This window comes from Sulfurimonas hydrogeniphila (genome assembly GCF_009068765.1).
Classification (GTDB): Bacteria; Campylobacterota; Campylobacteria; order Campylobacterales; family Sulfurimonadaceae; genus Sulfurimonas; species Sulfurimonas hydrogeniphila.
Map to the genome: position 1 here is coordinate 1,482,647 of NZ_CP035534.1, position 13,955 is coordinate 1,496,601.

Genomic DNA, 13,955 nt, shown 5'->3' on the forward strand with positions numbered 1-13,955 from the left:
CATTATTTTTAAAGGCTATTTAGAATGAATTTAGTAACAGGTTCTTCAACCGCACTGATAACTCCGTTTAAAAACGGAAAACTTGATGAACAGACCTATGCTGCGTTAATACAACGCCAAATAAACAACGGTATGAATGCAGTATGCCCTGTCGGAACAACAGGCGAAAGCGCCACACTGACACATGATGAACACAAACGCTGTATAGAAATTGCCGTAGAAGTCTGTAAAGGCACGCAGACAAAAGTTTTGGCAGGAGCAGGCAGCAATGCAACACATGAAGCGATAGAAATTGCCAAACATGCGCAAAGCTGTGGTGTTGATGCTATTTTTTCTGTTTCTCCCTACTACAACAAACCATCACAAGAAGGTCTGTACCAACACTATAAAGCTATAGCAGAAGCTGTCAGCGAACTGCCGTTTATGCTTTATAATGTTCCCGGACGTACAGGTGTGGACATTTCTGCAGACACGACTATCAGACTTTTTGATGATGTCAAAAATATTTACGGAGTCAAAGAAGCGACAGGCAGCCTGGAGCGTACTGTAGAACTGCTTTCGCGCAGACCCGAATTAAAAGTATTTTCAGGGGATGATGCGATTGACTATCCTATTTTGGCAAACGGCGGAGCAGGAATCACTTCAGTTACATCCAATCTTATGCCTGACCTGAAATCAGAACTCGTCAACAAAGCGCTCAGCGGTGATTTTATGGGGGCAAAAGCCATCAATGACAAACTCTACCCTTTGAACAAAGTGATGTTTTGTGAGTCAAATCCTATTCCGATAAAAGCGGCAATGTATATAGCAGGACTTACAGAGACACTGGAGTACAGACTGCCTCTTGTTGCTCCAAGCAAAGAAAACATGAAAAAGATTGAAGAAGTAATGAAAAATTACGATATTAAAGGACTCTAAAGTATGAAAAACAAAACTCTCTTTGTAAGCGGCGGAACTCGCGGAATCGGCAAGGCAATTGTGTATGCTTTTGCAAAAGAAGGCTGTAATGTTGCCTTTACCTATGCTTCAAGCGCTGATACCGCAAATGAAATTATTAAAGATATCGAGACAAATTACGGAGTAAAATGCCGTGCCTACAAACTGGATATATTAGAGCCAAACACATATAAAGATGTTTATAAAGAGTTTGACGAAGATTTTGACAGACTGGATTATTTTATATCCAATGCAATTATCTCAGGGCGTGCCGTTGTCGGTGGATTTGGACCGTTTATGCGCCTTAAGCCAAAAGGTCTCAACAATATCTATACGGCAACGGTAGATGCTTTTGTCGTCGGTGCACAGGAAGCTGCCAAAAGAATGGAAAAAACAGGAGGCGGCAGCATTATTTCCATGAGTTCTACAGGAAACCTTGTTTATACGCCGAATTATGCAGGTCACGGAACAAACAAAGCTGCTGTTGAGGCTATGGTACGTTATGCCGCAGCTGAACTCGGTGAGAAAAATATTCGTGTCAATGCCGTAAGCGGCGGACCGATTGATACCGACGCACTCAAGGCATTTCCAAACTACGAAGAGGTAAAAGCTGAAGTTGTCAGACGCTCTCCGCTTTCTCGTATGGGTGTTCCTGAGGATTTAACAGGTGCATGCAAATTTTTGTGTTCTGATGAGGCATCCTGGCTGACAGGACAGACAATAGTCATTGACGGCGGAACTACTTTTCAGTAAACACTTACGGCTTATGAAACTCTAAAGAGATCAAGCCCGTACTTTAGCATTAAGAGTACAGATTCAGAAGAACATATCGGAATCGGTACTTCAGTGCCGACGGCCAAAACATTCCTGCCACTCTCTGCCCACCCTGAAGGATGGGTTCCAAAAAGCCATACATTCCTCAGAATCGGTACTTCAGTGCCGACTGTTAAAACATTCCTGCCACTCTCTGCCCATCCTGAAGGATGGGTTCCAAAAAACCACACATTCTTCGGAATCGGTACTTCAGTGCCGACTGTTATTACTTACTTTTACGCCACTTTCAGCCCGCACTAAAGTACGGGTTTCAAAAATTTGTAAAAGAGAAGAAAGTTTTATAAACGAGCGTAGTTAACACTTATGCAGGCATCTAAAGATGCCAATTCATTCAAGGTAGTATCATTTACCGCATTGTCTACCAAGATCACAGCAAGCGCTTCTGACTGCTCGTTTCTTGCCAATGAAAAATCTGAAATATTGACATTGTTGTCTGCAAGTATAGTTCCTACACTGCCAATGACACCGGGAACATCAGAGTTTTTAAACAGAACCATATCACCTTTGAGAGGGAATTCAATGTCAAAACCGTCTATTGCAACAATACGCTGTAACCCGTCTTCAAAAATTGTAGCCGAAATTGATGTTGTTCCCTCATTTGTTGTGATTTTCACAGTGATCAGGTTCTTGTAAACTTTTGAGTCTCCCAAATTAACCGCTTCAACTTCAATAGCTTTTTCTTTGGCAACAAAGTCTGCATTTACATAATTTATAGTCTCTGAACTGTGGCTCAATGCCCCAACTGTCACAAAAGTAGCAAGAGAATCAACATAGTTTGCTATTTCTCCCTGCCCTTTTACTTTTATAGAGATTATTTTAGACTTATTAATCTGAGACTCCAGAAAACCGATTTTTTGTCCCATTTCCAAGAATGGCTTTACAAAAGGAGGTATTTTACTCTCATCTATCGGCAAATTCATTGCATTAGGATAGGCTATTCCTTTCGCCGCGGCGATTGCATTTTGTGCCGCCTGTGTTCCGATATTGTACTGAGACTCATAGGTATTTGCTCCCAAGTGAGGAGAAACGACAATATTGTCCAAATCAAGCAGTTTATTGTTAATTGCAGGCTCTTTAACAAACACATCGATGCCGGCAAAACGAATTTTACCGGATTTCAGTCCGTCATACAAAGCATCTTCGTTATAGAGTCCGCCACGTGCACAGTTGACAAGCACAACGCCGTCTTTCATTTTTGCAATTTCTTCTTTATCGATAATATTAATTGTCTCTTGGTTTTTCGGTGTATGTATCGTGATAACATCACATGCCAAAATATCATCAAAATTTTTCGTATAGATCATGTCCAAATCAGTTACCTTTGAAGGGTCGATATACGGATCATAGGCAACTATATCCATCTCAAATGCTTTTGCGCGTTTCGCAACACGGGAACCGATATTTCCAAAACCGATAATACCGAGTTTTTTACCTTTAAGTTCATATCCGTACCACTTTTCACGCTTCCAGATTCGCTGGTTTTTCAAATGGTCATGAGAATACGGAAACATTCTCATACATGAAAGCATGTGTGTCATAGTAAGTTCTACCGCAGCAATTGTATTGGCAGTCGGTACATTCATTACAATGATTCCTTTTTTGGAACACTCGGGAATGTTGACATTGTCAACACCGACACCGGCACGCACAATAGCTTTCATATTTGTTGCATGTTCTATAAAAAATTCATCAACATCCGTTGAACTTCTTGTGATGGCAACATCTGCTTTTGGAATAATTGTTTCAACAAGCTCTTTTTTATCCACATCAGCTGCCATGATGAAGTTGATATTTTCATCTTCTTGAAGCATTTTCAAGCCGGCTTCATGGATATGGTCACACACAACTACTGTATATTTCTGCATTTAATCTTCCTTTTTATAAGGCGCAACAGTGGCCTTAATTTTATAATTTTTTAGCACTTTTACCAATTTGTTTAATTTATCTACATTTTGTGAATAAATAAGTAAATCTATACCTTTAGTATCTTTTTTTAAAAAATACTTTAATTTATGTCTTTTCAACTCTTCTTTGAGACAAAAAAGCTGATAGGGATCTAAAAGTTTTGCTGACAGTTTATAGGTAATAGTTTTAGTTATTTTTTCATTCAGATCAAGTGTAATATACACTTCATTCACAGGATAAAAATAACCGAGCCTCTCAGATTTTGAAAAATGATTCAGCCACAGTTTTTCCGGTTTTTTAAAAACAGTTTCATTTTTTAAAACCAGAGGTTGCGTATCTATCACTTCATCCTGTGAGTTTATAGATACTAGAAAAAAGACAATAAACACGGCTACCCCCAATGCTAAAAGCGGGGCAAACCATTTAATTATCTTTTGCATTTAAAAGCTTGAGCTTATTTAAATTTATCTTTTATCAAGTCACCGAGAGAGTGTGATTCTGTATCATTAATCTCTTCAAGCATTGCCTGATTTTTGATATAATCCAATTTTTTAACAGATAAACGGATACGGTCACGACGGGTATCAATGTTTGCAATTGCAGCTTCTATTTCCTGACCCGGCTCTAACTCTTCTTTTACCAGTGGCGCCAAATCTTCATCACGAATAAGTGCATCAACACCGTCTTCGAGAGAAACAAATACACCAAAGTCTTTAATGTCGCGAATAGTCCCTTTGACTACAGAGTTTACTTTGTGTGTTGTAGCAAACTTGTCTATAGGTGACTCCAAAAGTGTTTTACGGTTTAAAGATATTTTTTGGTCTTCTTTGTTGATTTTGGCAATTTTTACTTCAACTTCTTCACCGGATTTCAAAACATCTTTTGCTTTTGTATTTTTGTCCCATGAAATATCCTGATTGTGTAAAAGGCCTTCAACACCGTCTATACGGACAAATGCACCAAAATCAGTTAAAGATGTAACTGTACCGGTCACCACATCACCTTCATGATATTTTTTAACAAATTCATCAAATGGTTTTGGTAATAGTCTTTTTAATGAAACACGAAGTTTATGTGTTTTAGAATTGATTTCTATTACTTCAACATCGATTTCCTGTCCAACTTCCAGATAATCATTTGGATTTTTTACATTTTTGTTCCATGTGATTTCTGAAATATGCAAGAAACCTTCTATATCATTTCCAAGATCAACAAAAACACCGTATGCTTCAATATTTGAAACAGTAACAGTAATTGTGTCGCCCTCATCCAGTTCACTTTCAACTTCTGCCCAAGGGTCAGGCTGAACAGCTTTGATAGATAAAGAAAGATGACGCTTGTCTTTGTCATAAGAGATTGCTTTGACAGTTACAACATCACCCTCTTTATAAAGTTTTGACGGATTTACCGGACCTTTATAAGAGATTTCATTGTAGTGTACCAAACCGTCAACACCGCCGACATCTACAAACATACCGTAACTGGTGATTTTTTTGATAGTCCCTTCAACAATAACATCTTCAGCCATCAGTTGATCAATAATCTCTTTTTTCTTTTTGCGCTCTTCATTGAAAAGCTTACGACGTGAAAGAATAATCGAATTTTCAGCCGGATCAATTTTCACAACCTGTGCTTTGATTTTACGCCCTACAACATCGTCAGTCTCTTTGAATGCTGCTAAAGAACGCGGCATAAAGAATGAAACTGCATCAGCCTCAACAACATATCCGCCACGATTTTTCTTCGTAATGACACCTTCAACAACCAGGTCTTCAAAATCCTCTTTGTGTGCATCAATAAACTCTATAGTTTTTTCCTGCTCTAAAACTTTCTTGTATGATATTTTGGGACGCTCATTGTAGTATCCCATTTGCATAACTTTAATTTTATCACCGGTATTAAACTTCAACTCACCGTTTTCATCACGGATTTCGTCAAGGCTTAATATACCTTCGAGTTTATCACCTACACTTACTAATGCTCTGTTCTCATCAGCCTGTATCTCTACTATTTCACCTTCTACGATGCGACTTGTTTCTTGCTTTTTTTCGCTTGCTGCGAACATCTCTGCAAAATTTTCTTCTTCTTCAAATGATTCGTTATCGAACGCCATTGCCTATCCTCTGTTACATAAAAATTGTCGTGATTATAACAAAGTTATGATTAATTTATACTTTTTTCAATCGAATTGATAACATTTTGTATAATCCAGTCCGGAGTGGAGGCACCTGCAGTAACACCACAATGTTTTTTATCCAAAAACCACTCGCTCTCTAATTCGTTTTCATCTTCAATATGATGACTGTTTGGACAGTTTTCATAAGATATATTAAAAAGCTGTTTGGTATTTGATGAATTTTTTCCACCGATGATTATCATAACATCTGCTTTTTTAGAAAGTTTTCTCACAGCTTCCTGATTTTCAAATGTTGCATTGCATATCGTGTTAAAAATACGTACCTCTTTGTGGCGGGGAATCAGATAATTTGCAATCTCCATATAGTCTTCTACTTTTCTTGTTGTCTGGGCAATCAGTGCTATACGTTCATGAAACTTCAGATTCTGTAACTCTTGAACGCTTGTAACAACCGTTGCACCGTGTGTTGCATAAGACTTTACTCCTTTTATCTCAGGGTGTGATTCATCCCCGAAAATGACAACATCATACCCATTTTCACTCATCTCCTGAGCTATCTCCTGTGGCTTTGTCACAAACGGACAGGTGGCATCCACCACTTCAATGCCATTTTCTTTGAGTTGCGCAAGTTCACCTTTGACTATACCGTGTGTCCGAACGATTGCTTTATCTCCCGGCTTGAATGTTTGAAAATCTTCAACGAGGCCTACTTTAAAATCTTTATCCAGTCTTGCTATCTCTTTAGAGTTGTGAATCAACGGACCATAGGTTGCTGCATTTGTATTTTCTTCTGCAATTTTAATCGCCCGTTTCACACCAAAACAAAAACCGTAGTTTTCTGCAAGCTCTATTTTCATTCTGTAAACTCCGTTTCACTTATTTTGCTTAAAAGTTCAAAAAAGTTTGGAAAAGAGGTATTTATACACTCCAAATCACTCACTTCCATCCCGCATTTCACTCCTGCAATAATAAAACTCATAGCAATCCTGTGGTCTCCGTCACTCTCAACCTTGGCTTTTTTCAATGCTCCGCCAGTAATTTTGTATCCGTCTTCATATTCGTCAACTTCAATACCGCAGGCTCTCAGACCTTCAACAACCGTAGAAATTCTGTCAGACTCTTTGACCCGCAACTCTTTGGCATTTTTGACAATACTCTCGCCATTTGCAGTTGCCATAGCTATGGAGAGTGCCGGCAGTTCATCAATCAACCATGAGATGTTTTCCTCAATGACAATTGAGTGCAAAGGCGCATACTTTACATGTATATTGCCAACAGGCTCATACCTGTCATCTGTTAATTCGTAAGAGATATCCGCTCCCATACGTTCTAATGCCTTAAAAGCTTCTATTCTTGTAGGATTTAGTGTAACACCTTCAAGAATTACCTGAGAACCCGGAACAATCGCAGCCGCAACTGCAAAGAAAAAAGCAGAAGAAGGATCAGCAGGAACTCGAATTTTTAAAGGTTCAAGAAGTTTTTTTAACGGTGTAACAGTCGTTGTCAAACCATCTACTTTGATATCTGCCCCCATACCTTTGAGCATTCGTTCTGTATGGTCACGTGAAAGTTCCGGCTCGCGATACCTGCACACCCCGTCTGCCCGCAGTGCTGCCAAAATCATTGCACTTTTCACCTGTGCTGAAGCAATTTTACTCTCATAATCAAAAGCTTTCAAAGAAGCGCCGCGAATTGAGAGCGGTGCCAAATCTCCGTTTTTTCTGCCGTCAAGTTTTGCACCGATGCTCATCAACGGTTCCGTAACACGTTTCATCGGGCGGCGACGAAGATATTTGTCTCCCGTAAGAACAAAATGTCCGTTTGCAGAACTTAACAGTCCGCAAAAAAGGCGCATACCTGTTCCCGAATTACCGCAGTCAAGTATTTCAAACGGTTCCTGTATGCCGTTAGAGGATATTTTAATGATTTTTCCGTCATCTTCGACATTTGCACCAAGATTTTTTACAATTTCCAAAGAGTTCATCGTATCTTCGGCCCGTAAAAAATTTTCTATCTCACTGACACCTTTGCTTAGCATTGCAAACATGACACTTCGGTGTGAAATAGACTTGTCCGGGGCAATTTCTGAAATTTTCAGAGAAAAAGACTCAGCAGGAGAAACAACTACCGTATTCATCGCAGACCAATTCCAAGTTTCTTGTTTAATGCATCGAGGATAGAATCCATTGCCGTTGTGATATCTTCTTCTTCCAAAGTTTTTTCATCAGACTGCAGTACAAAGCGCAGAGAAAGGCTGATGTTGTCACCCAGTGATTCATCACTGTATTTGTCAACAGGATAAAAGCGCACAACTTCTTTGCGTGCATGTGTATGAATCACATCTTTGACTCTCTCATAACTCATATCTTTTGGCATTATGATGCTCAAATCTCTAAAAGAGGCCTGATATTTTGATCTCTGCTGTGCGGTTTTCAATGCATAAGGAATTTTTTGCAAATCAAGTTCACACATATATGTTCTATGCAGATCATAGGCTTTTTCAACTTCAGGATGCACTCTGAAAAGTTCTCCGATCACTGCATTGTTCAACAAAACCTCTGCTGACTGATAGGTATGGGAAAGGGCATGTTTTGTCGTATACTCACGCAACTCTATATCGCCAACCACATCCGCTATCTTCTGCACAAAAAAGGCAAAATCGACCTTTTCAGGCTTACCGCTGTTGGCAAGATTTTCATTCTCTTTATCCCCGCTGAAAACAAATGACATTTTGTAAGACTCTTCCCTGGTCGGGGTAAAAACAGAACCTATTTCAAAGAGCCTGACAGAAGCGTAACCATTTTTAATATTTGAGGATGCTGCTTTGAGCAGACCTGTTAAAAGTGTAGGACGCAGAGTGTCTAAAGTCTGTACAATTGGGTTTAAAAGTTCAAGGTCTTTTTTTGTTGTTTCAAATCCGTAAGACTCTAAAATCTTTTTCTCATCAAAAACAAAATGAACAGATTCAAAAAATCCGCTCTGTGCGCACCTGTGTCTAAAGACAGAACGCTTTTTGTATTCAAAATAGTTGTCTTCAAGTCTGTTTGCTTCTTTGAGAAGAAAGGGCTTGGAAGGGATATTGTCTATCCCGACCATCCGTACAATTTCTTCTACAATATCCTGCTTGTTTGCAATATCGTGACGAAACTGCGGTATGGAAATTACAAACTTGTCAACTGATGACTTGGAAACATCAAAACCTAAATTTTTCAAAATCTTTGTAATAACGATTTTGTCAATATTTGCACCAATTATCTCATCAATTTCCTGCTTTGTAACAATCACATTCTTTTCTCTGAATGACGTAGACAACTCTATACTGCCGCTGAATGTTGATGAGACAGAGTTTGATTCTATCAGGTCAATACAGTATGAAAGTCCGCCATTCAACTCTGGTTCACTGCCCCGTGATGTTTTGTAAAACATTGGACCTGATTCAATTTTTTTCTCGGCCATTTTTTTAGAAATAATATCAGGCGGAATATAACTGGCTTCCAAAAGAACAATTCCCTCGTTTTTTGTCACTTTGGATTCATCTTTTTGAATAATACCGACTATGGAAGCAATTTGCCCCTCCTGTGTTTTGATACAGGCATATCCGTTTTCATCTTCGCCAAGAATAATCTTCGCCATCACTTCATCATCTTTTGTAAAAAACTCATGTCTGTAGGCTCTCAAAATCACACCTGTAGCATGCGTCACATAGAGTGTCATTGCTTCAACATCACATTTTCGGGACTCTTCTATCTGTCCAAGACGGAGTTTGACAATAAAAGGCAGAACCAGTTCTTTTAAATCTATGGCTTTATAGCGTAAATTTACATCCAAATCTTTTTCATGTGTTAAAGAGAGAATGCGTCCTATTCCTCTTTTTTCATCATTGTCAGTCTGTTCGTACTCTTTCACAGGTCTGTCAAACGCAGCGCTCAAGTCTCTTGCAACACCACGAATACTTAAACAGTCTCCACGGTTTGCTGTCAACTCTATTTCAATCAAATCATCATTGAAAAGAGGATTTTCATTGACATCCTGTCCAAGCGAAAAGGTTCCTACACTTGCATCCAGTTCCATAATACCTTTGCCCAAATCAGGCAGACCGATTTCTGACGCCGAGCATATCATCCCCTCTGAATCTACTCCGCGAAGTTTGACAGGTTTTATCACAAGTCCTGACGGCATTACAGCCCCGATAGTTGCCACGACTACATGTAACCCTGCTCTGACATTTGAAGCACCGCATACAATTTGACGGATACACGACCCTATATCAACCTGGCAGATATTGAGTTTGTCTGCATCGGGATGTTTTTCACACTCTAATACTTTTCCAAAAACTATTTTTGCAGGTACACGATATTCGTGAATCCTGTCAACCTCCAGACCGATAGCGTTAAAAGTATCAGCGAGTTCCTTTGTCGAAATTCCTTCCAGGTCAATCCATTCGTTTAACCAACTCTTCGTAACTATCATTGAAACTGCTCCAGTAACTTAATATCTCCCTCAAAAAGTGAGCGAAGGTCACCTATGTGATGAATCAGCATTGCAAAACGCTCTACTCCCAAACCAAAAGCATACCCGCTGACATTTTTGTAATTGACCGCTTCAAATACATTTTCATCCACAATACCGCAGCCGAGTACTTCCAGCCATCCCGTATGAGAGCAGACACGGCAGCCTTCTCCCTGACAAAACACACAGGAGATATCCACTTCCGCAGAAGGCTCCGTAAAAGGGAAAAACGAAGGGCGAAAACGAACCTTCACATCACCAAACATATACTTTAAAAAATCTTCCAGAATGAACTTTAAATTGGCAAAAGAGACTTTTCCCTCTTCATCAACAAGCAATCCCTCAACCTGATGAAACATCGGGGTATGTGTCAAATCATAATCACGGCGAAAAACCGCACCCGGTGCGATCATACGAATCGGCGGTTTTGACTCCAGCATTGTTCTGATTTGTACAGGTGAAGTATGTGTGCGTAAAAGCATTTCGTCTTTAAAATAAAATGTGTCTTGCATATCTCGTGCCGGATGGTATTTTGGAAGGTTGAGTGCTTCAAAGTTGTGAAAATCATCTTCAACAATCTGCCCTGTTTTTACAGAAAAATTCATACATGAAAAATATTCTACAATTCTGTCCATTGTTTCCATCACAGGATGCAGTGCCCCTGCTGAAGATTTTGTGCCAAACATTGACACATCTATGGCCTCTTCTTTCATAGCACGTTGCAACTCTTGCGTTTGCAAGGCAATTTTTTTTGCAGTAAACTCATTCATCAATGCACTCTTGTGCTTGTTTAAATCTTTTGCGATTTGAGATTTTTGCTCATTTGGAGCATCTTTCATTTTAGCAAATTCGGCAGCTAATATGCCTTTTTTTCCAAAGACAGCAATGCGAATCTCTTCTAAAGCTTCTACACTTGGTGCTTCTTTTATTTTATCATACCACTCTTTCAATAGAGTCTCCGTAGTTATTTAATTTTGTAGTGATTATACTGAAAAATTTGTTATAAATAGCTTTTATGTGCTACAATAATAAGAAATGAAGGAAAGAATTATGTGTCTTTTTTGTAAAATCGTAAATAAAGAAATACCCGCAAATATTGTTTTGGAGAATGAAAATTTTTTAGCTTTTCATGACATCAATCCTAAAGCACCTGTGCATATTTTGGCAATACCAAAGTTGCATATAGACAGCTTTAACGAAGTTACCGGTGAGACTATGGCAAAGATGACAGAGTTTATTCAGGAAATTGTCAAAGAGGTCAAGATTGAGACCTCAGGATACAGAGTCATTACAAATGTAGGAGAGAACGGCGGACAGGAAGTCAAACATTTGCATTTTCATATTCTGGGTGGAGCAAAACTCAAATGGGGCCATTTCAGTGATGCCGATCCAAAAGATTTTTTATAGCTAGAGAAACTCTCTAGCTTGGGCAAGACTCGATTTCGCCCATATCTATTTTCGCTCCGCCGCCGCTGATCATTTTTTCATTTTCACGAATCAGCTTGCCGTTATGTGTGATGGAGTAAGAAATCTCTGTTGTATCTCGAATAGTGTTGATAGTAGAACAATACGTTTCAACCGAAGCCATTACCCATCTTGCCGCTGTTACATCATCTGCATCCGAATTAAAACTGTAGGTCAAATGCAATTTTACAAATTTACGAGGATGATCCTCCGCACGAACCACATCACCGTCTACCACTAAATCGGTGACTGTTTTTCCCTGATTTTTCGGTATCAGTATCAAGTCAGTTGCACTGCATGTAATGATACCTGCCAAGAAATACTCAACAGGTGAAATTACCGGACAGTCTATAATAAAACTGCTTTTCTCGGTTTTTGCCTCAAATTTCATTCCTTCTTTGTGTGATACGCTTACTTTCATTTTTTATTGCTCCTCCAAATATTTTTTAAAATAGTCCAGTTGTTCCTGTGTTCTTAGTGTTGCCGTACCGCCTTGGGATTTTCTGGCATTCATAGAATTTTCCAGCACAAGAAAATCAAGGACATCTTCAGAAATTCTCTCATCAATTTCCTGCAAATATTTTAATGCAATTTCACTTAAATCAATGCCAAGTTCTTCACTTTTGGCCACTGCTTTTCCTGTAATAAAATGGGCTTCACGAAACGGAATATTGCATTTTTCAACCAAATAGTCAGCCAAGTCTGTTGCCGAGAGATGCCCTACCTTACAGGCAGAATGCATATTTTGCGATTTTACCTGCATTGTTTTTATCGCTTCTTTTAAAATTTCCAAAGAGATTTCAGCCGTCTCTACTGCGTCAAATACACCCTCTTTGTCTTCTTGCGTGTCTTTGTTGTAGGCAAGAGGCAGACCTTTCATAACCGTCAAAAGTCCGACCAGTGCACCATATACACGGCCTGTTTTTCCGCGAAGCAGTTCAGGAACATCCGGATTTTTCTTTTGCGGCATTATTGAACTTCCTGTGGAATATTCATCACTCAGTTCTATAAATCCAAATTCATAAGAGGACCAGAGAACCAACTCTTCACTCAAACGGGAAATATGCATCATCATCGTCGATATATTAAAAAGAATTTCAAGAGCAAAGTCTCTGTCACTCACGGTATCGAGACAATTGACACTCACACGTTCAAAACCCAAAAGTTCTGCGCTGTATTGTCTGTCAATATTATGCGGTGTTCCCGCAAGAGCGGCACATCCAAGCGGTGACACATTGTTTCGTTCATACGAACTTTCAAACCGCTCAATATCACGTTGAAACATTGCCAAATACGCTCCAAGATGAAACGCAAAGTTAATAGGCTGTGCATGCTGCAAATGTGTCATACCCGGTAAAAGCGTCTCTGTATGTTTTTCTGCGACACCCACAATCTCTTTCATTAAAAGTTTCACAAGTTTCGCAATTTCAAGATTTTTTCGCAGAACATAACGACGAAAATCAACAGCAACCTGGTCGTTTCTGCTTCTTGCTGTGTGCAACTTCTTCCCGGTATCTCCTATAATTTGCGTCAGGCGTTTTTCTATGCCCATATGCAAATCTTCGTCAGAAATATTCCACTCAAATTCGCCTGACTCAATCTCTTTTTTTACCTGAGCCAAACCTTCTTGAATCTGCCTTAGTTCATCTTGCGTTAATATACCCTGTTTTGCAAGCATCTGGGCATGTGCAAGGGAGCCCTCTATATCTTCACGGTATAACTTCCGATCATACATTATCGAGGCATTAAATTGATCTAAAAGATTTGAAGCAGATGCCGAAAAACGGCCTGACCACATTTTTTCCATAGTTTTTCCTTCGTTTGTTTCATAAATAATATTAAAAAGTTTGCTATTTTATCTAAAAAGAAGAGTTTTACAAAGAGAGAAAAATAAAATGAAGCGATTATGCTTCATTTTATTTAGTTACAGGCAGGAACATTCCCGCTGTCTTTGGCATATTCAACTAAAAACTGTTTCAAATGTTTTGATTTTCTGGCATATTTTTTACTCTTAAAATATTTCCATGATTTTTTGGCTTTTTCACTTTTCAGGTGGATTTCTGCCAAAGCTTTGCCTTTCTTTCGCATAAGCTTTTTCCATTTTTTCATTTTATACTTTGCAACAAAATTCTGTCCGGAGTCATGACACTTTAAACATTTTTTAATAAAA

13 protein-coding genes are annotated in these 13,955 nt (G+C 39.0%); 3 read left to right on the forward strand and 10 right to left on the reverse strand.

Annotation, left to right across the window (positions count from 1 at the left end; all coding sequences use genetic code 11):
• Window positions 1–24 precede the first annotated feature (24 nt).
• Window positions 25–918, forward strand: a complete 894-nt coding sequence (gene dapA, locus ETP70_RS07825; RefSeq protein ID WP_151900668.1) for a 4-hydroxy-tetrahydrodipicolinate synthase — start codon at window positions 25–27, stop codon at window positions 916–918.
• A 3-nt stretch (window positions 919–921) separates the two neighbouring features.
• Complete coding sequence (locus tag ETP70_RS07830; RefSeq protein ID WP_151900669.1) at window positions 922–1,689, forward strand: enoyl-ACP reductase; 768 nt, start codon at window positions 922–924, stop codon at window positions 1,687–1,689.
• 359 nt (window positions 1,690–2,048) lie between these two features.
• On the opposite strand, the gene serA is transcribed toward ETP70_RS07830, so the two are convergent.
• From serA to pheS, 7 genes are read right to left on the reverse strand one after another with little or no spacing between them, the layout of a single operon-like run.
• Window positions 2,049–3,635, reverse strand: a complete 1,587-nt coding sequence (gene serA, locus ETP70_RS07835; RefSeq protein WP_151900670.1) for a phosphoglycerate dehydrogenase — start codon at window positions 3,633–3,635, stop codon at window positions 2,049–2,051.
• The gene (locus ETP70_RS07840) at window positions 3,636–4,115 is read right to left on the reverse strand and encodes a hypothetical protein (RefSeq protein WP_151900671.1); all 480 of its coding nucleotides are present in this window, start codon (window positions 4,113–4,115) and stop codon (window positions 3,636–3,638) included. It abuts the gene before it with no gap.
• A gap of 14 nt (window positions 4,116–4,129) precedes the next feature.
• Complete coding sequence (locus ETP70_RS07845; RefSeq protein ID WP_151900672.1) at window positions 4,130–5,788, reverse strand: 30S ribosomal protein S1; 1,659 nt, start codon at window positions 5,786–5,788, stop codon at window positions 4,130–4,132.
• A 50-nt stretch (window positions 5,789–5,838) separates the two neighbouring features.
• Window positions 5,839–6,669 (reverse strand): 4-hydroxy-3-methylbut-2-enyl diphosphate reductase, encoded by an 831-nt coding sequence (locus ETP70_RS07850; protein ID WP_151900673.1) that lies wholly within the window; start codon window positions 6,667–6,669, stop codon window positions 5,839–5,841.
• A complete protein-coding gene (gene aroA / locus ETP70_RS07855; RefSeq protein ID WP_151900674.1) occupies window positions 6,666–7,949 on the reverse strand; it encodes a 3-phosphoshikimate 1-carboxyvinyltransferase in 1,284 nt (427 codons plus the stop codon). The genes ETP70_RS07850 and aroA overlap by 4 nt, the downstream gene beginning before the upstream one ends.
• Complete coding sequence (gene pheT, locus ETP70_RS07860) at window positions 7,946–10,282, reverse strand: phenylalanine--tRNA ligase subunit beta (protein WP_151900675.1); 2,337 nt, start codon at window positions 10,280–10,282, stop codon at window positions 7,946–7,948. The genes aroA and pheT overlap by 4 nt, the downstream gene beginning before the upstream one ends.
• On the reverse strand, window positions 10,279–11,271 hold the full coding sequence (gene pheS / locus ETP70_RS07865; protein ID WP_151900676.1) for a phenylalanine--tRNA ligase subunit alpha: 993 nt from the start codon (window positions 11,269–11,271) through the stop codon (window positions 10,279–10,281). Before pheS ends, pheT begins: the two co-directional genes overlap by 4 nt.
• Before the next feature lie 100 nt (window positions 11,272–11,371).
• Here pheS and ETP70_RS07870 point away from each other — a divergent pair, with 100 nt between their 5' ends.
• The gene (locus ETP70_RS07870) at window positions 11,372–11,728 is read left to right on the forward strand and encodes a histidine triad nucleotide-binding protein (RefSeq protein ID WP_151900677.1); all 357 of its coding nucleotides are present in this window, start codon (window positions 11,372–11,374) and stop codon (window positions 11,726–11,728) included.
• Window positions 11,729–11,741: 13 nt separating this feature from the next.
• Here the strand turns inward: ETP70_RS07870 and ETP70_RS07875 are convergent, their stop codons facing one another.
• The 3 genes from ETP70_RS07875 to ETP70_RS12550 form a co-directional block, all read right to left on the reverse strand.
• Window positions 11,742–12,206, reverse strand: a complete 465-nt coding sequence (locus ETP70_RS07875) for an OsmC family protein (RefSeq protein ID WP_151900678.1) — start codon at window positions 12,204–12,206, stop codon at window positions 11,742–11,744.
• A gap of 3 nt (window positions 12,207–12,209) precedes the next feature.
• Window positions 12,210–13,592 (reverse strand): argininosuccinate lyase, encoded by a 1,383-nt coding sequence (argH, locus tag ETP70_RS07880; protein ID WP_151900679.1) that lies wholly within the window; start codon window positions 13,590–13,592, stop codon window positions 12,210–12,212.
• Window positions 13,593–13,705: 113 nt separating this feature from the next.
• Window positions 13,706–13,894: a hypothetical protein gene (locus ETP70_RS12550; protein ID WP_230973243.1), complete on the reverse strand. Its 189-nt coding sequence runs from the start codon at window positions 13,892–13,894 to the stop codon at window positions 13,706–13,708.
• Window positions 13,895–13,955 lie beyond the last annotated feature (61 nt).